This window comes from Allobosea sp. BH3, from assembly GCF_025499465.1.
In the GTDB taxonomy this organism is placed as follows: Bacteria; Pseudomonadota; Alphaproteobacteria; order Rhizobiales; family Beijerinckiaceae; genus Allobosea.
The window spans coordinates 97,449-118,722 of sequence record NZ_JAIMCA010000001.1; the positions used below are offsets into that span (position 1 = coordinate 97,449).

Below are 21,274 nucleotides of genomic sequence, written 5' to 3' on the forward strand. Positions count from 1 at the left end.
GACGTGGATGCTCGCCACGAGGGCGAGCATGACTTGCGGGAATGACGGCACGCTACGGCCAGCCTCAAGTCCTGTTCAAATTCCCGCCCGGCGTATAGCGATCCACCGCATCGGGAAGCACGCGAGAGAGCCGGTCGAGCAATTCGGCTCGCGACAGACCGGTGTGCTGGCTGATTCGGGAGAGAACCTCGGGCCCGAGCACCTGCTCAAGCTCGGTCGGAGCGACCTCTTCGTTCGGTCCCTGGCGCACCCAGGAATCCGCCTTCGGGCCCTGCCCGGACTGGTTGAAGCGCTCGATGAGCTCGCCGAGCCCGCCATTGACCAGCGCGCCTGCGCCCCCGGCGCCCAACAGCCCGCCGAGAAGGCCGCCGAGGCCGCCGCCACCCGCCAGAGTGCCAGCGTCGGACTGGTTCGGTTGTGGCGACGGGATCGGCCCCGGTGGCAGCATGTTGCCGGGCTTAGGATCAGGTTCGAGCTGGCCGTTGCCGCCCAGCCATTCGGTGATCTTGTCGCGGTTCTGGTAACCCGCGACGGCGAGCATTCCGAGCAGAGCGGTCAGGGATGGAAAGCCGCTGCTGCGATCTTCGTCACTCACGACGGTCACTCCTCTTGGCGATGGAACGGGACGTTCAGGCTGCCCGGTTACGGCTGAGCATGCCCCAGATGGCGAGCACGACGATCGCACCGACGACTGCGCCGATCAGCCCCGCGCCCTGCCCTGGCGCGTACCAGCCGAGCGACTGGCCGAGAAAGGTCGCGACGAAGGCACCGACGATCCCGAGGATGGTCGTCAGCACGAAGCCGGACGGCTCGTTGGAGCCCGGCATGATGAACTTGGCGATGATGCCGGCGACGAAGCCGATGATGATGGTCCAGACGAATCCCAAGACTGCCTCCCCATGTCAGCGCCGGCCCCGCCGGCCTTGAACGGAGGTTCACGCCCGATTGCGTCAGCATGGTGACCGAGCGGCAAGCTGTCGGCCGACAAAAAACCGGCCCCTTTCAGGGCCGGTTTCCACATGGCTAGAATCCCCCGGCGGGTCGCAGACCCGCTTCGACTCAATGCAACGTCGGTCCTGGCACGATCCGCGCCGTCAGCTTCCGCTCCGGCATGGTCTGCTTTACGCGTGCGATCTCGTCCTTCAGTTGCAACTTCTTCCGCTTGAGCTCGGCGACGCTGAGATCGCTCGACGACGGGCTCGCCACTGCTTGGGCGATAGCGTCTTCAAGCTGACGGTGCTTGCGCTCGAGTTCGGCAAGACGGGTATGCAACGACATCTGGTGGATCCTCCTGATACCGGTTGACGTCCCAATCTGACATAGAGCCGGCTTCACGTCTGCCCCGGGCGTCATGCGGCATACATAAGATTCTGTGATCCTCACCGGCTCCTTTCCGGAAAGCCGTTAATAGAAGGCTTCCGGCCGCCGCCAGCGCTCTTGCAGGGCGCATGGCGGCAAAGGCATAGTCGCGCCCGATAAAGGCGATGATGAGATGGCCATGGGATTCGAGCTCAGCCCGGAAGAGGTCGAGACCTTCACCTCGGAGTTGGCGAGGCTGCGCGAGGAACACCGCGATCTCGACAGCGCCATCGACGCTCTCGAACGGGTCGGCGCGATCAATCAGATCCAGGTGCAGCGCCTCAAGAAGCGCAAGCTCTACCTCAAGGACCGCATCTCCCAGATCGAGGACGCGCTGACGCCGGACATCATCGCCTGACATAAGGCGTCTCCGGCAGTGTTCGGCCCGATTCGCCCTTGCTTCCGGGGCCTCAGGCAGTCTAGATCGCCCGCTTCCGAAGGCTAAGCCCGAGCGCGTTTCATGGCCGAGACCAGCCCACCCGTCGCCATCATCATGGGCAGCCAGTCCGACTGGGCGACCATGCGCCATGCCGCCGAGACGCTCGACGTGCTCTCGGTCGCCTATGACGCCCGCATCGTCTCGGCTCACCGCACGCCGGAGCGGCTCTTCACCTTCGCCAAGGGCGCCAAGGCGGAGGGCTTCAAGGTGGTGATCGCCGGAGCGGGCGGAGCCGCCCATCTGCCCGGCATGGCCGCCTCGCTGACGTCGCTGCCGGTCTTTGGCGTTCCGGTCGAATCCAAGGCGCTGTCGGGGCAGGACAGCCTGCTCTCGATCGTGCAGATGCCGGCCGGCATCCCGGTCGGCACGCTCGCCATCGGCCGCGCCGGGGCCGTCAACGCCGCGCTTCTCGCGGCCGCCGTGCTCGCGCTCTCGGATGAAAAGCTCGCCGAGCGGCTCGATGCCTATCGCGCCCGCCAGAGCGCCGGCATCGCCGAGCGCCCCACCCGCGAGGACACATGAGCCCGCCGGTCCCGACCGGGCTTGCGCCCGGCGCCATGCTCGGCATCCTCGGCGGCGGCCAGCTCGCCCGCATGATCGCGCTGGCAGCCGCCGATCTCGGCATACGCTGCCACATCTTCGCGCCCGAGGCCGACAGCCCCGCCTTCGATGTCGCCGCGCGCCACACCGTCGCCCAATACGAGGATGAGGCGGCACTCGCTGGCTTTGCGGCCGCCGTCGACGTCGTCACCTATGAATTCGAGAACGTCCCGGCCGCTACCGCCGCGTTCCTGGCCGGGCGCGTGCCGCTCCACCCCGGCGCGCGCGCGCTGGCCGTGACGCAGGATCGGCTCACCGAGAAGAGCTTCGTCGCCAATCTCGGCCTGCCCGTCGCGCCCTTCCGCGCCGTCGATACGTTGGCCGATATCGAAGCGGCGGTGTCCGAGCTGGGCCGGCCTTCCGTGCTGAAGACGCGCCGCTTCGGCTATGACGGCAAGGGCCAGGTCAAGATCGCGCCGGGCAGCAATCTCGCTGAAGCCCATGAAGCGATCGGCCGCTTCCCGGCGATCCTCGAAGGCTTCGTGCCCTTCGTCCGCGAGGTCTCGGTCATCGCCGCGCGTGGGCTCGACGGCGCCTTCGCCGCCTTCGACGTCTGCGAGAACGAGCATCGCGACCATATCCTCGCCTTCACCCACGTGCCGGCTGCGCTCTCCGCTCCGGCCTCGGAGGCGGCGATCGACGCCGCCCGCCGCATCGGCGAGGCGCTGGGCTATGTCGGCGTCTTCGCCGTCGAGATGTTCGTGCTGGAAGCCGAGGGCGACCTGGCCGAGCGAATCGTCGTCAACGAGATCGCCCCGCGCGTCCACAACTCCGGCCACTGGACTAGCGAAGGCGCGCTGACCTCGCAGTTCCACCAGCATGTTCGCGCCGTCTGCGGCTTCCCGCTCGGCGCCACCACGCGGCGCGGCCGCGTCGAGATGGAGAATCTGATCGGCGACGCCGCATTGCGCTGGCGCGCGTTCCTGGCCGAGCCCGGCGCGCATCTGCACCTCTACGGCAAGCGCGACGCCCGCCCTGGGCGGAAGATGGGCCATGTCACGCGGGTGAAGCCGGAATAGCGCGCAGGCCGTCATTTTTCACGGTATCATGCCGTGGACAGGCCAAATGAATTCTGCTATCCGCACGAACCTTCGAGCGATGCACCCCGGTGCTGTCGCCGGCCCTCATTTTGGATCAACCGCTAAGGACGGACGTTTCACGTGCAGGTTCTCGTTCGCGACAACAATGTCGACCAGGCTCTCCGCGCCCTCAAGAAGAAGATGCAGCGCGAGGGCATCTTCCGTGAGATGAAGCTCCGCGGTCATTACGAGAAGCCTTCCGAGAAGAAGGCGCGCGAGAAGGCAGAGGCTGTCCGCCGCGCCCGCAAGCTCGTCCGCAAGAAGCTGCAGCGCGAAGGCCTCCTTCCCGCGCCGGTCAAGCCGAAGCGCCCCTGATTCAGTCACGGCGGCCTTCGGGCCGTTCCGGACAGGGCCGATAGCTACGGCGCCTGGAGCCTGCTCCGGGCGCTATTGCTTTTTCGGATGGTCTCCATGCAGCCAACAGTGGCGAATGGGACCTTCGCGCCGGCTCGATGTGAGCGTGCATGTCCCTGCTGCAAAAGAGCTTCCCGTTTTTGCCGGGCATGGCCACGTCGTTAACCAAGTTTTGGCGGGTTTCAGGCGTTCTCTTCGGCAGGCGCTGTCGGTTCGGGAGCGCGATCAGGTCGCGATTGGCCCTTGGGCAGGCTCCATGACGGAGCGAGCGGCAGGCAAGCACGAGACCAGAGAGGCTTAGCATGATCCGAGGCAGTTATTGGCTGGCAGCCGCCGGCATGTCGCTGGCACTCGCAGGCTGCGATACCTTCTCCAGCGCCTCGCAGCCCGCTGTCGCCGAGCTCGACACCCGCAACAGCGCCGATGCCAGCGTCAACATCGGCTCGCTCAGCGAGGTCGTGAACCGCAACCCGAACGACCCCGGCGCATACAACACCCGCGGCGCGGCCTATGCCCGCATCGGCCGTTTCTCGGACGCGATCTCCGATTTCACCAAGGCCGTCCAGCTCGATCCCAACCTTGCCTCGGCCTATACGAATCGCGGCCTGGCGCTGCGCCAGAGCGGCCGCGCCGATGCTGCGCTCGCCGATTTCAACCGCGCCACCACTGCCAACCCGAACTACGCCCCGGCCTATATCGCCCGGGCCAACCTGCTGCGGCAGCAGGGCAACAGCCAGCAGGCCATTGCCGACCTCAACACCGCGATCCGCCTCAACCCGGAAGCGGCCGAGGCCTTCCATGCGCGCGGGCTGGTCTATCAGAAGGAAGGCCAGCACCAGCACGCGGTCACCGATTTCGACTCGGTGATCGACCGCAATCCCTACACCGCCCCGCCCTATATCGCGCGCGGCCAGAGCCTGAACGCACTCGGCAAATATGATGCGGCGCTGGAAGATTTCACCGCCGCGCTCAACGTCGACAATCGCAATGCCGACGCCTGGGCCGGCCGCGGCTTCGCCTTCGAGAAGCTTGGCAAGAAGACGGAGGCCTCCGAGGCCTACCAGCGCTCCCTCAGCCTTGACGGCAACAACGCCCAGGCCCGAGCCGGCCAGGCCCGCATGGGTGGCGGCGGCTTCTTCCGCAGCTAGAGCATTTTTCAGCGAAGCGGACACCGCTCTGCGCGAAGAGAATGCGACAAGGCTGACGCTGCATAAAAAAGGGCCGCAAACGCGGCCCTTTTTGTTTTTGCGAGCTCGGAAGCGCCGCCGTCAGGCGGCAGAGCGCATCGGCCGTCCGAAGCTTTGCGCCGGCACGCCTTCGACACGGAAGCTCGCCAGCAGCTCCGCCAGCTCGGCGGTCGCGAGCTGAAGATTATGCGCCACCGATGCGCTCTCCTCGGCCATCGAGGCGTTGCGCTGCGTCATGTCGTCCATATGGGCCACGACCTTGGCGACCTCGTCGACAGCGCTCGCCTGCTCCTGCGAGGCGCTGGCGATGTCACCGAGCGCGGTCGCGACGCTGTTCGAGGATTCGACGATCTGGGACAGGGCCTTGCCCACATCCTTGACCAGGCCGACGCCGGTCTGCACCTCGCCGGTCGAGTTCGAGATCAGCGCCTTGATGTCGTTGGCGGCCGTGCTGGAGCGCTGTGCCAGGGCGCGCACCTCGCTCGCGACCACGGCGAAGCCCTTCCCGGCATCGCCGGCACGGGCTGCCTCGACCGCTGCGTTGAGCGCCAGCAGATTCGTCTGGAAGGCGATTCCGTCGATCACGGCCACGATCTCCGAGATGTCGCTGGAAGCCTTCTCGATCCGCTCCATCGCCGAGACGGCGCCCGTAGCCACCGCGCCGCCATGGTCGGCCGCAGCCTTCGCGACCTCGCCGAGGCCTGTCGCCTGCGAGGCGCGCTCCGCGCTGTGCTTGACCGAAGCGGCCAGCTCTTCCGTGGTCGCCGCCGTCTCCTGCAGGCTGCTCGCCTGCTCTTCCGTGCGCTGCGCCAGCGCCCGGCTGTCGCCGGTGATGCGCTGCGAGCCCGCGCTGATCGTCGCGCAGATCGTGGACGTGCCGCGCACGATGTCCGCCACCGTGTCGACCAGCTCGTTCACGCCTGCGCAGAGCGCCTTGATGTCGCCCTCCTTGCCGGTCAGCGCGATGCGCTGCGTCAGGTCCCGGGCTGTGGCGGCCTGCACAATCGTACGCGTCTCTGCGACGGCGCCCTGCAGCGCCTCCTGCGCTTCCTTGGCGGCGGTGATGTCGGAGGCGTATTTCACGACCTTGAACGGCTCGCCGAGTGCGTTCAGGATCGGGTTGTAGGTCGCCTGGATCCAGACCTTGCGGCCGCCCTTGCCGACGCGCAGATACTGCCCCTCGTCGAACTCACCCCGGCCGAGTTTGGCCCAGAACTGGCCGTAAGCCGCGCTCTCGCGCTCCGCCGGCTCGACGAACATGGAGTGATGCCGTCCCTTGATCTCGTCCAGCGTATAGCCGAGCGCATTCAGGAAATTCGCGTTGGCTTCCAGCACGTTTCCGGAAAGATCGAACTCGATCACGGCCTGCGACTTGCGGATCGCAGCCACCTGCCCCTCGAAATCCGAGATCATCTCCTTCATCCGGGTGATGTCGGTGGCGAACTTGACGACCTTGAACGGCTTGCCGGAGCGGTCGAGGATCGGCGTATAGGTCGCCTGCAGCCAGATGCGCCGCCCGCCCTTGCCGATCCGCAGGAACTGCGCCTCGAGGAATTCGCCGCGCGCCAGCTTGGTCCAGAATTCCTTGTAGGCCGCGCCGCCCGCCTCGGAGGGGTCGACGAACATCGCGTGATGCTGGCCCACGATCTCGCTCAGCCCGTAGCCGATGGTGTCGAGAAAGAGCTGGTTGGCGGTCAGGATCCGCCCCTGGACGTCGAACTCGATGACGGCTTGCGAGCGCCTGACGCTCGCCGCCTCCGCAGAGGCACTGCCTCCAAACACACCAGTGAGCATTGATCCCTCGAAAGATCATATTGATTAAAAGTTGCATCGCTATGAAAGTGCAACTAATCAACTATTGTTATAGATAATCGTAAATTCTTAGTTACCTTCCTTTATAGCGACGCATAAACCCGCCGTAACCCACAAAACGCTTCGTCATCTTGAAGGATAAATTCAATACAACTTTTATAAAGTCAAAATATAAATCAATTTATACGATAGAGACGTCCCAATTTTCGTTTGGTCACCAGAGTATCGCGGCAAATATCCGTCGACCCTAAAAAAGAAGGCCGGCGTTGCCGCCGGCCTGGATAACCTATTCGTGATCGCGCAGTGCCGCCGATCCAGCCGCGCCTCAGTGCGCCATGGCCTTGACGATCTCGTCCGTGACCTTCTTGGCGTCGCCGAACAGCATCATCGTATTGGGTCGGAAGAACAGCTCGTTCTCGACACCGGCATAGCCGGCGGCCATGCCGCGCTTGATGAACAGCACGGTCTTGGCCTTCTCGACGTCGAGGATCGGCATGCCGTAGATCGGCGAGGACTTGTCGGTCTTCGCCGCCGGGTTCGTCACGTCGTTGGCGCCGATGACGAAGGCGACGTCGGCCTGGCCGAATTCCGAGTTGATGTCCTCGAGCTCGAAGACCTCGTCATAGGGCACGTTGGCCTCGGCCAGCAGCACGTTCATATGGCCCGGCATGCGGCCCGCCACCGGATGGATGGCGTATTTGACTTCCACGCCCTCCTTCTTGAGCGTGTCCGCCATCTCGCGCAGTGCGTGCTGCGCCTGCGCCACCGCCATGCCGTAGCCCGGCACGATGAGGACCTTGCCCGCGTTCTTCATGATGTAGGCGGCGTCATCAGCCGAGCCCTGCTTGACCGGGCGCGCCTCGACCGCACCTGCGGCGCCGGCCGCGGCATCGTCGCCGCCGAAGCCACCGAGGATGACCGATATGAAGCTCCGGTTCATCGCCTTGCACATGATGTAGGACAGGATCGCGCCCGAGGAGCCGACCAGCGCGCCGGTGATGATCAGCGCCATGTTGCCAAGCGTGAAGCCGATGCCGGCGGCCGCCCAGCCGGAATAGGAATTCAGCATCGAGACGACGACCGGCATGTCGGCGCCGCCGATCGGGATGATCAGCAGGATGCCGAGCGCCAGCGAGACCGCGACGATCAGCCAGAAGACCGCGTGGCTCTCCGCCTTGATGAAGATCGCCAGCAGCACGACGAGCGCGATGCCGAGCCCGATATTGATACCATGGCGCTGCGGCAGCATGATCGGCTTGCCGCTCATGCGCCCGTCGAGCTTCAGGAAGGCGATGATCGAGCCGGTGAAGGTGATCGCGCCGATGGCGACGCCGAGCGCCATCTCGAACAGGCTCGCGCCCTTGATCGTGCCAACGCGGCCGATGCCGAAGGCCTCGGGCGCATACAGCGCGGCGGCTGCCACCAGCACCGCCGCCAGACCCACCAGCGAGTGGAAGAAGGCGACAAGCTGCGGCATCTGCGTCATCTGCACGCGCTTGGCCATATAGGCGCCGATGCCGCCACCGATACCGATGCCGGCCGCGACGAGCAGCCAGCCGGAGAAGCCGGATGGCGGGAAGAACACCACGGTCGTGACGATGGCGATCGCCATGCCGATCATGCCGTAACGGTTGCCCTGCCGCGACGTGGTCGGATGCGACAGGCCCCGCAGGGCCATGATGAACAGGACCCCGGAAACGACGTAGAGCAGGGCTGAGAGGTTCGCGGCCATGCGTCAGTCCTTCTTCTTGTACATCGCGAGCATCCGCTCGGTGACGAGGAAGCCACCGAAGATGTTCACCGAGGCGAGGATCAGCGCGAGGAAGCCGAACACCTTGGCCCAGATCGGCCCGTCGCCCAGCGCCGGCAGCGCCTCGACGCCGACAGCGAGCAGCGCGCCGACGACGATGACAGAGGAGATCGCGTTGGTGACGGACATCAGCGGCGTGTGCAGCGCCGGGGTCACCGACCAGACGACGTAATAGCCGACGAAGACCGCGAGCACGAAGATCGCGAGGCGGAAAACCGTCGGGTCGACACCGCCGGTTGCGATGCTGGCCGCCGCCGCCGCCTGGTCGGCGTAGCGCTCGGCGAGCTCGGCCGCCTGCCTGGCGAGCGCCGCCGCGTTGCGGGCCTGCTCGATAGCCTGTTCGGGAGAGGGATTTGCCATGGTCGGAATTCCTTCGCTCAGGCCTTCGGCGCGAAATTCGGATGGATGACGGCGCCGTCCTTTGTCAGGGCGGTCGCCTTGACCAGCTCGTCCTCCCAGTTCACCGCGAGCTTCTTCTCGGCCTTGTCGATCAGCGTCTCGACGAAGGCGAAGAGGTTCTTGGCGTAGAGCGAGGAGGAGGTCGCGGCCAGACGGCCCGGCACATTGAGGTGGCCGACGATCTTGACCCCGTTCGGCGTGATCGCGATCTCGCCCGGCTTGGCCAGCTCGCAATTGCCGCCGCGCTCGACCGCGAGGTCGACGATGACGGAGCCGGGCTTCATGCTCTCGACCATAGCCGCCGAGATCAGCTTCGGCGCCGGGCGGCCGGGGATCAGCGCAGTGGTGATGACGATGTCCTGCTTGGCGATGTGGCTGGCGGTCAGTTCCGCCTGCTTCGCCTGGTATTCCTTGGACATCTCCTTGGCGTAGCCGCCCGACGTCTGCGCCTGCTTGAACTCCTCGTCCTCGACGGCGAGGAACTTGGCGCCGAGCGACTCGACCTGCTCCTTGGTAGCGGGGCGCACGTCGGTGGCGGTGACGATGGCGCCGAGGCGCCGCGCGGTCGCGATCGCCTGCAGGCCGGCGACACCGACGCCCATCACGAAGATCTTGGCGGCGGGCACCGTGCCGGCCGCGGTCATCATCATCGGCAGCGCCCGCCCATATTCGGCGGCGCCGTCGATCACGGCGCGGTAGCCTGCGAGGTTCGCCTGCGAGGAGAGCACGTCCATCACCTGCGCACGCGTGATGCGCGGCATGAACTCCATGGCAAAGGCGGCGACATTGGCCTTGGCCAGCGCCTCGACCTCAGCCTCGCTGCCATAGGGGTCCATCACGGCGAAGACGAGCGCGCCCTTCGGCAGCGCCGTGATTTCCTTCTCCGCCGGACGGCGCACCTTCAGCACGATCTCGGCGCCCTTCAGCGCCTCCTTGGCCGTCTTGGCGATCGTCGCCCCGGCCGCCTCGTATTCCGCATCGAGAATGCCGGAGGCTTTGCCTGCCCCCGCCTCGATCACGACCTCGGCGCCGAGGCCTTTGAACTTGCGGACGGTCTCCGGCGTCGCGGCGACGCGGGTTTCCGCCCCTTGCGTTTCGGCTGGGACAGCAATGCGCATGGCGGGGGAAGGCCTTTCCGGCGTTATGGGAAGACGGTCAGAGAAGCAGCAGCGCGAGCAGCATCAGGACCAGCGCGACGACGGGCCCACGCCAGGAGATCTTGTCCGAGGCGATGCCGACGCCAGTGCCGATCACCGTGAGCAGCGTGCCGATCAGCGCCGTGCCCCAAGCGTGCTTGGTGCCGCCGACGGCGAGCGCCGCGACGATGGCGAGCGCGGCGACCGTGGCGACCTCGGAGAAATGCATGAAGCCGGCATAGGTCCGCTCATGCTCCTCGTAGTCCATCGCGGGGATGTCGGTGGCGTGATGGGCGTGGTCGGCCATGATCTCGATCCTGAAAAAGACACAGTCTCTTTAAGCCTGTAGCGCACCCGCGACGCACGGGCAACGCGGCAACGCGCTGCAACCGTGGAGCGTGGCGCAGCTCACCGTATCGCCAATCTCTAGCGAGGACCGCAGAGCAATTCAATCGATTTAGATAGAATGGAATTCTCTCGTTTCACTGCATTTTGGAACGATTCACGCCGATCTGCACTGAGAGGAGCCAAGCCCTGCGAGCTTCGCCTATACTCGGACCGTCGAAAGGGGCCCCTGTGGACGATCGAACCAAGCGAGCTGCGAAGGATCAGCTCCCGGACCTCGACCCTGCTCTGCGCGAGAAGGCGCAGCGCTGGTTCGCGGAGGCACGCGAGCAGAGCAGGCGCGACGATGAGGAAATCGCCGCATGGCGCCGCGCGTCGGGCGGCGGCGATGGAGGAAGCGGAGGCTTCGGCGACGACGGTGGAGGGGATTGCGGCAGCGGGGGCGATTGATCCCCGCGAAGCTGAAGCATCGCTCCGAAAAGTGGACCGCGGTTTTCGGATAAGGCCGATGCTAGGGCTTCAACCCCGCCGCGACCAGCGCCGCTCTTTGCCGCTCCGCGATACCCTCCACGGAAAACCCCTCGATCTCCGCCTCGAACAGCCGGTGGAAGTTCAGCTCGGCGTCGAGATGCAGGAATACGCCGCCCAGCCCAATGGCGGCGCGGTCCATGAAGACGAACTCGCGCGGCACCGTGACCGGCCCGCGCTTCTTCAGCGCCTGATGCACCTGGAAGGCCTGCTTGCGGCCGTATTCGGCCGGGCTGACATCCTCCGCGATGCGCCGGACACGATCCTCCATCAGCGGCCCATAGATGAAACGCGCCCAGATATTCAGCGTGTCGACGAGGTCCTTCGTCAGCCCCTTGAAGCCCCAGGTCTCGTAGGCATGGACGACCCGCGCCTCGTCGCCTTCCAGGATGCCGCGATAGAGATCGACCACCCCACCGACAAAGGAGGGAGGGAAGATGCGGATGCAGCCATAGTCCAGAAGGTTGATCCCCTGCGGCTCCCCGCCTTCCGAGAACACCGTGTAGTTCCCGAGATGCGGATCGCCATGGATGACGCCATGATGGCTGAAGGGCCGCCACCAGGCCTTGAACATCGCGGTCGAGATGCGGTCGCGCGTCTCCTGCCCATCCTGCTTGTGCGAAAGGATCGGGCTGCCGTCGAGCCAGTGCATGGTCAGCAGCCGCCGCGTCGACAGAGCCGGCTCGACCGCCGGCACGCGCACCTCGGGTGTGTCGGCAAGGATGGAACGGTAGAGCGCGATGTGGCTGGCCTCGCGCCGGTAATCGAGCTCCTCGCGCACGCGCGCACCGATCTCCTTGGCGATTTCGGAGGTGTCGATCACCGCGCCCATGCGCCGATGCAGCGCGAACAGCACCTCGAGCTGGGCGATATCGGCCTCCACCGCCGATTCCATGTCCGGATACTGCAGCTTGCAAGCGAGTGTCGCTCCATCGGGAGTCGTCGCCCGGTGCACCTGCCCCAGCGACGCGGCAGCCGCGGGCCTCAGGTCGAACTCGCCGAAGCGCTCCCGCCAGTTCGCGCCGAGCTCCGCCATCATCCGGCGCTTGACGAAGGCCGCGCCCATCGGCGGCGCCTGCGACTGCAGCTTCTGCAGTTCGGCGGCATATTCGGGCGGCACAACGTCAGGGATGGTGGCGACGAGCTGCGCCACCTTCATGATCGGCCCCTTCAGGCCGCCGAGCGCCTTGGCCAGCGCCTCGGCATTGGACGCGTCCCGCCCCTCCCCGCCGAAGATCCGGTTGCCCGCGATCCGCGCGGCAACCCCGCCGACATTGGCGCCGACGCGAGCGTAGCGCGCGGCGCGAGCGGAAAAGCGATTGGCTTCGGCATCATGGTCGGACATGGGATCGACGCTCCCGGTTCATGCTCTTGACGGTATTTAGGGCACGCCCTGCTCAACACCAACGCAGGGCGCCGCCGCCGCGACGATCGGCCCCGATGCATGTTCGGACATCGTCGCGGCAACGTCGCGATTCCAGGCGATAAATGCGCTGATCCGTAACCAGCGGACGGGGTCTCCCTCTCGGCGGCGATGGTCCGCTTCTTGCTGCTGCGCAGGGGCCTAACCGACAGCCTCTGCCTGCCGCCGTCCGCTCCTCCCTGACGTACCGAGAGCATGCGCCCCAGACGCGTCACCGACTATTATGGCATCGATGCCGTGCCAGGCTTCGTGGCGCGCATGAGCAGCCCTGCGCAGACACATGTCCCAGAGCTGGCCGGCCTGCGCGGCATCGCCATCCTGACCGTCGTCATGGGTCACTTGCTGCAGCGGGTGGAGCGCTTCTACGGGCGCGAAACGCTCAATCAGATCGAGACTTTCGTCCTCGCGATCCTGGCCACGCCGTTTTCAGGCTGCAGGTTGCTGTTCTGCATCACGGGATACACGGTCGCCATCTACATCAACAGAAACATCAACAAAGACAGACCCTTCATCGATGTCGATTTCCTGAAGAAGAGGCTGCTGAGACTATGGCCGCCCTATGCGATGATATTGCTGGCCACATTCATATTCATAAGGACGACAGGCTACGAACCCTCGAACACCTACCATTTCCGGGCCGCCCCGGAATCGATGACGCTGAGCCTGATCGCAAGCCTCCTCTACCTGCATGATCTCATCTTCAATACCTTTCCTCGCCTCTTCCCTCCCGGCTGGTATCTCGAGGCACATCTTCAATTCCTGCTGGTCGCGCCACTGCTCTTCAGGCCCTATGCGAAACTGAAGTCGCCGGAGCTGAAGCTCGGCGTCGCCGTCGCAGCGCTCCTCGTCTCGACCGTGCTCGCGATGATCGCGTCGGAACACGGCAGCCGCGGGATTCAGTATTCGATCATCGCATTCTTCCCATATTTCCTCGTCGGAGCCCTGGTCGCCGAGTTCCGCCACCGCGAGAGCGACCAACGCCTGGCGCAGAGCCTGCAACGGGTCCCGCTAGGCTTGCTCGGCCTGACGATGCTGATCCTTCTCGGCGCTCCCTGGGGTGCGATGTGGTGGCAGCTTCCGGCGCAGCTCCTTGCCATAGCCGCCATCATGACGGCCTGCCTCGTCGGGCAATCGCGCTTCCGGTCCGCGATGAGCGACCGGCATCTGACGCGGATCGGCATTGCCTCGTTCTCGATCTATCTGGTTCATCTCCAGATCCTGCAGATCGTCGTGCCGATCGTCGTCGAGCGCTGCCGGGATCATCCGTTCTTGGCCGTGGTCTTCATCTGCGGCACCATCGGAACAGGCCTCGTGCTGGCGCTGTCTTTCGTCTTCTATTGGGTCGTCGAGCGCCCATTCGTCGCGTTTTCGCTGCAGACGAAGCGGTCATTCCCCACTGCGCCGAGGCCTGCCTAAGGCGAACCCGGCGCACGCCACGCCCGCTATGCGCGGCCCCGGCACGCGCCCACCGGCTCCGTCAAAGCCGCCCCAGCCGCCCCAGCGCCGTCCTGAAAGGTTCGTCCGAAACCCGGATGAAGCCGAGATAGGGATGGTCCATGTCGATGATGAGGACCAGGGCGACGCTGACGGAAAGCGCACAGGCCAACAACGTGAGCACGACCGTCCCGTTACCCGGCGCAAGCAGGCCGAAGGACGCAAAGAGCAAGGTGAACCACAGGATCAGCACGGCGAGGAAAGGCATCGGAAATCCGCCCACCTCCGTCTCCGTGCGCAGCCATCTCGCTTCGGCGATGTCGCCGCTGACCTGGATCGCCCGCGCATGAAGCAGACGCTGCGCCTCGGTCTGCGGGGTCAGGGCTCGGAGCGCATCCTGGATCGCCTCGACATCGAACCCCTCGGCAAGCGGCATGTCGCGGGCCACGTCCTGCTGCTCGGCGCTGAGCCTGGCTTCGACGACCTTGCGAACCGCCAACCGCAGCGGCTGCGCCTCGGGGCCGTAATGCGCCAGGACGCGGTCGAGCAGGAGGATGCGCGCCGCCGATGTTCGCCTCTCCAGGCCTGCATCGTCGAAGGATCGCTTCGCCGAGGCAATGAGCAGGCCCAGCGCAAGGGCCGAAAGCGTGCCGATGATCGCCGTCGCCAGCTTGATGGCCTCCCGGGATTCGGTCGCCAGATGATGGTCGGGCAGGCGCACTCGCAGCGCCATGCCGGCCAGCGCAGCGCCGAATACGCAAAGGAAGGCGATGCAGCCGATAACGATGGGACTCATGGCATGCCCGATGGCTATGGTCCGATGGGGTAAGTCGGCAAGATAAGGCAGCATGACCATAGGTCAAATGCCAGAACACCCCAGGCGTCTCGGACCCGGCTTGCCGTGTTGTTGCAGTCGCGGTAGGCGAACAGAATGCCTCAGCAGATCGAAATCGCCGGCGCCCGCGTTCTCCTTTTCGACCGCTCAGGCCCGCTCCTCGCCAACCCGGGGAACTCCAACGACTTCATTGGCGAGGCCTGGTCCGCGAGCGCCGAGTTGCTCGCGATCCCCGTGGAACGACTGGGCCCTGACGTTTTGAACCTGCGCACCCGCGTCGGCGGCGAAATATTTCAGAAATTCGCCAATTATCGCCTCCGCTGCGCCATCGTCGGAGACATCGGCACAGCCGTCGAAGGCAGCAACGCCCTCCGCGACTTCGTCCGCGAGACCAATGCGGGCTCGGCGCTCTGGTTCGTTGCTGATATGGATGAACTGCGCACCCGGCTGGAAGCCGAGACCACGCCCTGACAAATCAACGACCCGGGCGCCGCGCCGCAAAGCCTGCCCTCACCTCGGCAGCGCTCGCAGGTCGTCCGCCTGCCGCCTCGACCAGCCCGACCGTCTCGGCGATCAGCGCCGCATTGGTCTTCGTGCAGCCGAAAGGCGCATCCTCCAGCCCGCCGCGGACATGGACACCGCGTTGGACCGCCGGAGCGATCAGCCCGGAAAGATCGACGCCGAGCCCGGCGATCATCACCGGCGCCTCGGGCGCGTCTTCCGCCAGCAGCTTCAGATGGGCGTCAAGCGCCCATTCGCGCGGCGGGAACCCCCAGGCGAAGGCGTCCGAGAACATCAGCCGGTAGATCGGCATCGGCATGCCGGGATAGGCCTTCGCCAGGGCGGCGCCCAGGCGCGTGAAGCCCGGCTCGTAGATCGCATAGCTCGGATGGACCTTGTGGCGCTCCGCCACCTCCATCCCCTCGCGGATATGCTCGCCGGGGTTCTGGTAGATGAAGCCGGCCTCGCCCTCGGGGATGCCGGCGAAGGTCGTCCAGTTGCAGGAGCCCGGATCGAGCACGCCCCATTCGGCGAGGCCCCTTTTCGCCAGCTCTTCCAGATGGGTGTAGCGGCCCGAACCGATCATGTCCCCGGCATAGCCGGAGCCGAGGATCGGGATTGTCGGATAGACGATGGCGTCGACCTTGGCGCGAATGCCCTCGATCGCCTGCGCATAGAGTTCCCAATCGTCGCGCTGGCGGCCCGTCGCCTGATCGTAGACATGCAGATGGACGATCGCCGCGCCCGCCTCGACCGCGGCGATGCCGTCCGCGACAATGTCGGGAATGCTGATCGGAATGCCGGGCTGGCGCTCCTTGCCCCAGGGTCCGTTGATGGCGGCTTCGATCCAGATCGGCGTGGTCACAGGCATTTCCTCGTTGGCACTTTGCGGCTTTGCGCAGACCGTAAGCCGCATCGCCCGGGCTTGTCAGCCCGCCCCGCCGCTGTTCAGGATCGGCCGAACGCACGGGAATGAGCGAGGCGGCCCCATGCTGGAGCGCGGCACCACCTATGAGGACACGCTGAGCCGCTTCGCCTGGCGTATACCGGAGCGCTTCAATATCGGCACCGTCTGCTCGGACGCCCATGCCGATGGCAGCCACCGTCCGGCATTGGTCTTCGCGGACGAGGGCGGCGAGGTCGCAACCCTGTCCTTCGACGATCTCGCGCGCGCCTCCAACCGCTTCGCAAACCTGCTCGCCGCCCATGGCATCGGGCCCGGCGAGCGCGTCGGCATCCTCCTCCCGCAATCGCCGCAGACGGCAATCGCCCATCTCGGTACCTACAAGCGCGGTGCTATCGCGCTGCCGCTCTTCATCCAGTTCGGCCCGGAAGCGCTCGAGCATCGGCTGGGCCATAGCGGCGCCAGCGTGCTCGTCACCGACAGCGAGAACATCGGCAAGGTCGAGGCCATCCGCGACGCCCTGCCGAACCTGCGCCGGATTTTTGTCGTCGGCGGCGCCGGCCACGCAGACTTCGAAGTGGAAATGGCGAAGGCCTCCGACCGGTTCACCGCGGCGGACACCCGCGCCGACGACCCGGCGCTGATCATCTACACCTCCGGCACGACGGGAAAACCGAAGGGCGCGCTGCACGCTCACCGCGTGCTGCTCGGCCATCTGCCGGGCGTGCAGATGCCGCAGGAGTTCTTCCCGCAGGCCGGCGACCTGTTCTGGACGCCGGCCGACTGGGCCTGGATCGGCGGCCTGCTCGATGTGCTGCTGCCGAGCCTCTATTGCGGCGTGCCCGTGCTGGCCTCCCGCGCCCGCAAATTCGATCCGGACGCCGCCTTCGCCCTGATGGCGCGGCACAAGGTGCGCAACGCCTTCCTGCCGCCGACCGCGCTCAAGCTGATGCGCCAGGTGCGCGATCCCCGGCGTTTCGGCTACGCGATGCGCTCGATCGGCACCGGCGGCGAGACGCTCGGCGCCGACATGCTGGACTGGAGCCGCGAGACCTTCGGTTTCCCGGTCAACGAGTTCTACGGCCAGACCGAGGCGAACCTCCTCGTCTCGAACTGCGCGAGCCTCTTCGCGGTAAAGCCCGGCTCGATGGGCCGCGCCGTGCCTGGCCACCGCGTCGCCGTGATCTCGCCAGAGGGCGAGGAACTTCCGGCTGGCGAGCAGGGGCTGATCGCCGTGGCAAAGCCCGACCCGGTCATGATGCTGGAATACTGGAACCAGCCGGAGGCGACGGCGGCGAAATTCGTCGGCGACTGGCTGGTCACCGGCGACACCGGCGCCCGCGACGAAGAAGGCTACTTCTGGTTCCAGGGCCGCGACGACGACATCATCTCCTCGGGCTCCTACCGCATCGGCCCCGGCGACATCGAGGACTGCATCATCCGCCACCCGGCCGTGCTGATGGTCGCGGTCATCGGCGTGCCGGACCCGGTCCGCACCGAGATCGTCAAGGCCTTCGTGCTGCCGAAGCCCGATGTCGAGCCGACGGCCGCGCTGGCGGCGGAGATTCAGGCCTTCGTCAGGGACCGGCTGGCAGCGTACCAGTACCCGCGTGCGGTCGAGTTCGTCACCGAGCTGCCGATGACCGCGACGGGCAAGATCAGGCGCAAGGATCTGCGGGATCGGGAGGTCGAGCGGCAGCAGAGGGGCTGACGCCCGCGACCTATCGCGCTTCCAGCACGAGCTCGAAGGTCATCAGCACCGGGTTGTCGCCGCGCGTCAGGCGCCCGCTCGCCAGCGCACCGGTATAGTCCACCAGCGCCACGTCGATCTCGGCCTCAAACCCGTTCGCACCTTTTGCGATCGTCCCATTGGTGATCGCGACCTCGGTGGCGAAGTTCTCTATCCTTCCGCCATCCGTGAAGCGGGCGCCGATGGTCGAGCCGACACCGCCATGGATCGCCGCGGAACGGATGCCCTGCTCGACGCAGAAGGCTTCCAGCGCCCCGCAGAAATCCACGTTCGGCTTGACCCGGAGCGCGAAGAACCGCCCCTCCCGCGTCGCCCCGAGCAGGGGAGCGGCCTGCGGCCCGAACAACTTGAAATTCGTTTCGCTATCCGGCTCGGCGACAAAGGCCGCGCTGTCGAGCCCGACGGCCGGCACGGTGATGGTCTCAGCCACCATCGTCTCATCCGGCAGGATATGCCCGCCGCTCTCCTTGCCGCCGCCTTCCGTCCAGATTGCATGGGCATGGAAGAAGGGCGCGCCGTCGCGCCGGCCGAAAGTCATGGCGCCGACCTTGAGCCGCGCCACGCCGGCCGGCCGGAATGTCCGGCTGTAGAAGGCTGCATGCTCCGGCGTCTCGGAGAGCGCCGGCATGACATAGGCGAAAGGCGAGAGCGCGAGCCCATCGAGCTTGACCACACCGGAGGTGAAGCCAGCCGCCGCGAAGCCTCGCCGCACCGCCTCCAGCAATGGCAGACCGGCCTGCAGCACCATCGGGAAGCGCAGCCCATGGCATTCCGCCCATTGAACACGCTCCGGCGTGCCTTGCCCCGGCTGTTCGATACGCCTCACGAAGCCTTGTCCTTCCTGAGCCAATCCAGTTCGCCGCGCTTCTCGAGTTCGTCCTTGACGAGGCGCTTCGGCACCTTGCCATAGCCCGATTTCGGCAGCGCCTCCCAGAAGAAGAAGCGCTTCGGCATTTTGTAGCGCGCAATCTTCTCGCTGAGGAAGTCCGCGATCTCGGCCTCGCTCGCGCTCTGCCCCGGCCGCGGCACGCAGACCGCGACGCCGATCTCGCCCCAGACCGGGTCCGGCAGGCCAAGCACCGCGACCTCGGCAATGGCGGGATGGGTCAGGATCTTCTCCTCGATCTCTCGCGGATAGATGTTCGAGCCGCCCGAGATGTACATGTCCGACGCGCGGCCGGTAATGTAGACGAACCCCTGCTCGTCCATATGGCCGAGGTCGCCGGTGCGGAACCAGCCATCGCGGAAGGATTTCGCATTGGCCTCCGGATTGTCGTAGTAGCCGGCGAAGACGGCGGGCCCGATCACGCAGATCTCGCCCTGTACGCCCGGCTCGACCTCCTTGCCCTCCTCGTCCTGGATCTGAACCTGCATGCCGGTGCGCTCGAAGCCGCAGGTGCCGATCCGGGCATGCGGCCCGTCCTCCGGTTCGTGCAGCGCCGGTGGCAGCACGGTGATGTTGCCGGTCACCTCGCCCAGCCCGAAATATTGCACGATCACCTTGCCGAGCTTCTTCAGCGCGGCCTTCTGGTCCTCGCGATACATCGGCGCGCCCGCATAGATGATGTAGCGCAGGCTCGAATGATCGTGCTGGTCCACGGCCGGATGCTCGACCAGCATCTTCAGGATCGTCGGAACGGTGAAGATGTTGCTGACGCGGTGCTTCGCGATCAGCCGGTAGGCCTCGTCGATGTCGAAGCGCTCTGTCGACAGTAGGATCGAGGTGGCTCCACGCGCCGACATCATCAGCTGGTGCACGCCGGCGCCATGCGAGAGCGGCGCCACGACCAGCGAGGCGTCCGCCTCTGTCGAGCCCGGGACGAGGTCGCAGAGATGGTTCGTCACGACGAAGCTCATCTGCCCATGGGTCAGCACCGCGGCCTTGGAGCGCCCGGTCGTGCCGGAGGTGAAGAAGAACCAGCACGGATCGTCCCGCTCCACGGCGGCGTTCTCGACCCGCTCGCCGCGATGGCGCGCAATCACTGCGCCTACCTCATCCGCGCCGAAAGCCCCCTCCCCGATCCGCCAGGTGAACGTGGGCGCCGGGCTCGCGGCGGCGACCGCCGCGGCGTGCTCGGGAAAGTCGCCATGGCAGAGGAAACCCTTCGCGCCCGAAGCCGTGGCGAGATAGGCGACCTCGTCCGGCAGCAGGCGGAAATTTGTCGGCACCCAGACCGCACCGAGCCGGAAGGTCGCGAACATCGAGACGAACATCGCGTCGCAGTTCTTGGAGTGGACGAGCAGGCGGTCACCCTTGCCGATGCCGCGCGCCTTAAGCCCTGCCGCAAGAGCCGAAACCTGCGTCTCGATCTCGCGCCAGTCCAAAATCTTCTCGCCCCAGATGAAGGCGGGGTGCGCGGGCAGGCGTCGCGCATTCTGCGTCACGATATGGGCGAGGTTCATCACGCGCCGCGACATCGGCACGACGCCCCCGGTGGGGGCCGTTGTTCCAGCGTTCATTTCGACGCCCTCCCTGTTCCGTTTTGTTGCCGCTGAGCCGGCCCCGCAGGCCCTGCGCCGCGCCGTGATACGAACATCTGCGCGAGCTGCGCCTCCATCCTCACCGCCTCGCGCGCCAGCATCGCCGAGAGTTCGGGCTGCCGGGCCGGGTCCATGCGGCTGTCGATGGCGGCCAGCGAAAAGGCGCCTGCAACGCGGCCGTCCGGATAGCGGAAGGCCCTGCCGATCCCCCATGAGCTCGCGACAAGCCGGCCCGGGTTGAGAGCGAAGCCGCGCAGCCGCGCCTCGGTGACGTCGCCCTTGAGGGCAACCGGCGCGAAGCCGGGATAGCGCTCCGTCAACACAGCCTCGTTGGCCGCGATGATGCGGTCCACATCGTCGTCCGGCAACGCCGCCAGCAGGGCGAGCGAGCCTGCGCCGACACCGAGCGGATGCTGGTCCCCAGCCTGCAGCGCATGGGTGCGGACGGGGTAGGTTCCCTCCTCCCGATGCAGGCAGATCGCGTAGTTCTCGCGCCGCACGGTGAGAAAGCTCGTATCCCGCGTCTCGCCCGAAAGACGGCGCAACCCGTCCATCGCCATTTCGAGCAGGCCGTGGCGTCGCGCCGCCAGCACGCCGAGCACAAAGGCCTCCTCGCCGAGGCAATAACGGCGCGTCTGCACCTCCTGCTCGACAAGGCCGGCCCGCATCAGCGCCAGCAGCAGTCGCCGCACCGTCGGCTTGTTGAGGCCGCTGCCGTAGACGATCTCGCCGAGCGGCAGGCCATCGGCCGGCTCCCGCCCGATCAGCGAGAGCAGCCCCAGCGCGCGATCGACGCTCTGCGAGCCGGACAAGCCGGCTCCGGCAGCGAGACTGAGTGGCGACAAGCGCTCCTCCCAATGGTCCACGATATGGACCTTATTTTTATGGATTGAGCCTA

At 66.2% G+C, this 21,274-nt stretch carries 22 protein-coding genes; 8 read left to right on the top strand and 14 right to left on the bottom strand.

All coding sequences use genetic code 11. The features are described 5' to 3' along the window. Positions 1 to 64: 64 nt before the first annotated feature. From BoBH3_RS00490 to BoBH3_RS00500, 3 genes are all read right to left on the bottom strand, one after another. Positions 65 to 541, bottom strand: a complete 477-nt coding sequence (locus tag BoBH3_RS00490) for a YidB family protein (RefSeq protein ID WP_262329642.1) — start codon at positions 539 to 541, stop codon at positions 65 to 67. Positions 542 to 629: 88 nt separating this feature from the next. Next, a complete protein-coding gene (locus BoBH3_RS00495) occupies positions 630 to 887 on the bottom strand; it encodes a GlsB/YeaQ/YmgE family stress response membrane protein (protein ID WP_262328793.1) in 258 nt (85 codons plus the stop codon). A 172-nt stretch (positions 888 to 1,059) separates the two neighbouring features. Beyond that, complete coding sequence (locus tag BoBH3_RS00500) at positions 1,060 to 1,278, bottom strand: YdcH family protein (RefSeq protein WP_262328794.1); 219 nt, start codon at positions 1,276 to 1,278, stop codon at positions 1,060 to 1,062. A 220-nt stretch (positions 1,279 to 1,498) separates the two neighbouring features. Between BoBH3_RS00500 and BoBH3_RS00505 the strand changes: the two genes are divergently transcribed. The 5 genes from BoBH3_RS00505 to BoBH3_RS00525 all read left to right on the top strand — a co-directional run bounded on the left by BoBH3_RS00505 (position 1,499) and on the right by BoBH3_RS00525 (position 4,979). Then, entirely contained in the window at positions 1,499 to 1,717 is a 219-nt protein-coding gene (locus tag BoBH3_RS00505; RefSeq protein ID WP_262329643.1) for a YdcH family protein, read from the top strand. A gap of 102 nt (positions 1,718 to 1,819) precedes the next feature. Then, complete coding sequence (purE, locus tag BoBH3_RS00510) at positions 1,820 to 2,320, top strand: 5-(carboxyamino)imidazole ribonucleotide mutase (RefSeq protein ID WP_262328795.1); 501 nt, start codon at positions 1,820 to 1,822, stop codon at positions 2,318 to 2,320. Continuing rightward, positions 2,317 to 3,417 carry a 5-(carboxyamino)imidazole ribonucleotide synthase gene (locus tag BoBH3_RS00515; protein ID WP_262328796.1) on the top strand — a complete coding sequence of 367 codons (1,101 nt, stop codon included), beginning with the start codon at positions 2,317 to 2,319 and terminating at the stop codon, positions 3,415 to 3,417. Before purE ends, BoBH3_RS00515 begins: the two co-directional genes overlap by 4 nt. A gap of 141 nt (positions 3,418 to 3,558) precedes the next feature. Next, positions 3,559 to 3,792: a 30S ribosomal protein S21 gene (gene rpsU, locus BoBH3_RS00520; protein WP_038359685.1), complete on the top strand. Its 234-nt coding sequence runs from the start codon at positions 3,559 to 3,561 to the stop codon at positions 3,790 to 3,792. Positions 3,793 to 4,133: 341 nt separating this feature from the next. Continuing rightward, a complete protein-coding gene (locus BoBH3_RS00525) occupies positions 4,134 to 4,979 on the top strand; it encodes a tetratricopeptide repeat protein (protein WP_262328797.1) in 846 nt (281 codons plus the stop codon). A 120-nt stretch (positions 4,980 to 5,099) separates the two neighbouring features. Here BoBH3_RS00525 and BoBH3_RS00530 read toward each other — a convergent pair whose 3' ends face one another. The 6 genes from BoBH3_RS00530 to BoBH3_RS00555 form a co-directional block, all read right to left on the bottom strand. Then, complete coding sequence (locus tag BoBH3_RS00530) at positions 5,100 to 6,812, bottom strand: methyl-accepting chemotaxis protein (protein ID WP_262328798.1); 1,713 nt, start codon at positions 6,810 to 6,812, stop codon at positions 5,100 to 5,102. Positions 6,813 to 7,155: 343 nt separating this feature from the next. Then, positions 7,156 to 8,562 carry an NAD(P)(+) transhydrogenase (Re/Si-specific) subunit beta gene (locus tag BoBH3_RS00535; protein WP_262328799.1) on the bottom strand — a complete coding sequence of 469 codons (1,407 nt, stop codon included), beginning with the start codon at positions 8,560 to 8,562 and terminating at the stop codon, positions 7,156 to 7,158. 3 nt (positions 8,563 to 8,565) lie between these two features. Continuing rightward, positions 8,566 to 9,000, bottom strand: a complete 435-nt coding sequence (locus tag BoBH3_RS00540) for an NAD(P) transhydrogenase subunit alpha part 2 (protein ID WP_262328800.1) — start codon at positions 8,998 to 9,000, stop codon at positions 8,566 to 8,568. A gap of 17 nt (positions 9,001 to 9,017) precedes the next feature. Beyond that, complete coding sequence (locus BoBH3_RS00545) at positions 9,018 to 10,157, bottom strand: Re/Si-specific NAD(P)(+) transhydrogenase subunit alpha (protein WP_262328801.1); 1,140 nt, start codon at positions 10,155 to 10,157, stop codon at positions 9,018 to 9,020. A 37-nt stretch (positions 10,158 to 10,194) separates the two neighbouring features. Then, the gene (locus BoBH3_RS00550) at positions 10,195 to 10,482 is read right to left on the bottom strand and encodes an aa3-type cytochrome c oxidase subunit IV (protein WP_262328802.1); all 288 of its coding nucleotides are present in this window, start codon (positions 10,480 to 10,482) and stop codon (positions 10,195 to 10,197) included. 549 nt (positions 10,483 to 11,031) lie between these two features. Then, complete coding sequence (locus BoBH3_RS00555; RefSeq protein WP_262328803.1) at positions 11,032 to 12,393, bottom strand: ABC1 kinase family protein; 1,362 nt, start codon at positions 12,391 to 12,393, stop codon at positions 11,032 to 11,034. A 273-nt stretch (positions 12,394 to 12,666) separates the two neighbouring features. Here BoBH3_RS00555 and BoBH3_RS00560 point away from each other — a divergent pair, with 273 nt between their 5' ends. Then, the gene (locus BoBH3_RS00560; RefSeq protein WP_262328804.1) at positions 12,667 to 13,887 is read left to right on the top strand and encodes an acyltransferase family protein; all 1,221 of its coding nucleotides are present in this window, start codon (positions 12,667 to 12,669) and stop codon (positions 13,885 to 13,887) included. A gap of 61 nt (positions 13,888 to 13,948) precedes the next feature. Here BoBH3_RS00560 and BoBH3_RS00565 read toward each other — a convergent pair whose 3' ends face one another. Continuing rightward, positions 13,949 to 14,701 (bottom strand): bestrophin-like domain, encoded by a 753-nt coding sequence (locus BoBH3_RS00565; RefSeq protein ID WP_262328805.1) that lies wholly within the window; start codon positions 14,699 to 14,701, stop codon positions 13,949 to 13,951. Positions 14,702 to 14,836: 135 nt separating this feature from the next. Here BoBH3_RS00565 and BoBH3_RS00570 point away from each other — a divergent pair, with 135 nt between their 5' ends. Further along, entirely contained in the window at positions 14,837 to 15,211 is a 375-nt protein-coding gene (locus BoBH3_RS00570) for a DUF4180 domain-containing protein (RefSeq protein ID WP_262328806.1), read from the top strand. Between the two features lie 4 nt (positions 15,212 to 15,215). Here the strand turns inward: BoBH3_RS00570 and BoBH3_RS00575 are convergent, their stop codons facing one another. Beyond that, the gene (locus tag BoBH3_RS00575) at positions 15,216 to 16,106 is read right to left on the bottom strand and encodes a beta-keto acid cleavage family enzyme (protein WP_262328807.1); all 891 of its coding nucleotides are present in this window, start codon (positions 16,104 to 16,106) and stop codon (positions 15,216 to 15,218) included. 124 nt (positions 16,107 to 16,230) lie between these two features. Between BoBH3_RS00575 and BoBH3_RS00580 the strand changes: the two genes are divergently transcribed. After that, positions 16,231 to 17,856, top strand: a complete 1,626-nt coding sequence (locus BoBH3_RS00580; protein ID WP_262328808.1) for an acyl-CoA synthetase — start codon at positions 16,231 to 16,233, stop codon at positions 17,854 to 17,856. A gap of 10 nt (positions 17,857 to 17,866) precedes the next feature. Here the strand turns inward: BoBH3_RS00580 and BoBH3_RS00585 are convergent, their stop codons facing one another. Genes BoBH3_RS00585 through BoBH3_RS00595 form a run of 3 tightly spaced genes read right to left on the bottom strand, consistent with a single transcriptional unit; the run spans position 17,867 to position 21,221 of the window. After that, positions 17,867 to 18,721 (bottom strand): DNA-binding protein, encoded by an 855-nt coding sequence (locus BoBH3_RS00585; protein ID WP_262328809.1) that lies wholly within the window; start codon positions 18,719 to 18,721, stop codon positions 17,867 to 17,869. Continuing rightward, positions 18,718 to 20,355: an acyl-CoA synthetase gene (locus tag BoBH3_RS00590; RefSeq protein ID WP_262328810.1), complete on the bottom strand. Its 1,638-nt coding sequence runs from the start codon at positions 20,353 to 20,355 to the stop codon at positions 18,718 to 18,720. The genes BoBH3_RS00585 and BoBH3_RS00590 overlap by 4 nt, the downstream gene beginning before the upstream one ends. Further along, a complete protein-coding gene (locus BoBH3_RS00595) occupies positions 20,352 to 21,221 on the bottom strand; it encodes an IclR family transcriptional regulator (protein WP_262328811.1) in 870 nt (289 codons plus the stop codon). Before BoBH3_RS00595 ends, BoBH3_RS00590 begins: the two co-directional genes overlap by 4 nt. Positions 21,222 to 21,274: the final 53 nt, after the last annotated feature.

Coding starts and splice junctions, on each gene's coding strand:
- BoBH3_RS00490 (WP_262329642.1), bottom strand. CDS start 541: ATGCTCGCCGTCGCGGGTTACCAGAACCGCGACAAGATCACCGAATGG.
- BoBH3_RS00500 (WP_262328794.1), bottom strand. CDS start 1,278: ATGTCGTTGCATACCCGTCTTGCCGAACTCGAGCGCAAGCACCGTCAG.
- BoBH3_RS00505 (WP_262329643.1), top strand. CDS start 1,499: ATGGGATTCGAGCTCAGCCCGGAAGAGGTCGAGACCTTCACCTCGGAG.
- purE (WP_262328795.1), top strand. CDS start 1,820: ATGGCCGAGACCAGCCCACCCGTCGCCATCATCATGGGCAGCCAGTCC.
- BoBH3_RS00515 (WP_262328796.1), top strand. CDS start 2,317: ATGAGCCCGCCGGTCCCGACCGGGCTTGCGCCCGGCGCCATGCTCGGC.
- BoBH3_RS00525 (WP_262328797.1), top strand. CDS start 4,134: ATGATCCGAGGCAGTTATTGGCTGGCAGCCGCCGGCATGTCGCTGGCA.
- BoBH3_RS00530 (WP_262328798.1), bottom strand. CDS start 6,812: ATGCTCACTGGTGTGTTTGGAGGCAGTGCCTCTGCGGAGGCGGCGAGC.
- BoBH3_RS00535 (WP_262328799.1), bottom strand. CDS start 8,562: ATGGCCGCGAACCTCTCAGCCCTGCTCTACGTCGTTTCCGGGGTCCTG.
- BoBH3_RS00540 (WP_262328800.1), bottom strand. CDS start 9,000: ATGGCAAATCCCTCTCCCGAACAGGCTATCGAGCAGGCCCGCAACGCG.
- BoBH3_RS00545 (WP_262328801.1), bottom strand. CDS start 10,157: ATGCGCATTGCTGTCCCAGCCGAAACGCAAGGGGCGGAAACCCGCGTC.
- BoBH3_RS00550 (WP_262328802.1), bottom strand. CDS start 10,482: ATGGCCGACCACGCCCATCACGCCACCGACATCCCCGCGATGGACTAC.
- BoBH3_RS00555 (WP_262328803.1), bottom strand. CDS start 12,393: ATGTCCGACCATGATGCCGAAGCCAATCGCTTTTCCGCTCGCGCCGCG.
- BoBH3_RS00560 (WP_262328804.1), top strand. CDS start 12,667: ATGCGCCCCAGACGCGTCACCGACTATTATGGCATCGATGCCGTGCCA.
- BoBH3_RS00565 (WP_262328805.1), bottom strand. CDS start 14,701: ATGAGTCCCATCGTTATCGGCTGCATCGCCTTCCTTTGCGTATTCGGC.
- BoBH3_RS00570 (WP_262328806.1), top strand. CDS start 14,837: ATGCCTCAGCAGATCGAAATCGCCGGCGCCCGCGTTCTCCTTTTCGAC.
- BoBH3_RS00580 (WP_262328808.1), top strand. CDS start 16,231: ATGCTGGAGCGCGGCACCACCTATGAGGACACGCTGAGCCGCTTCGCC.
- BoBH3_RS00590 (WP_262328810.1), bottom strand. CDS start 20,355: ATGAACGCTGGAACAACGGCCCCCACCGGGGGCGTCGTGCCGATGTCG.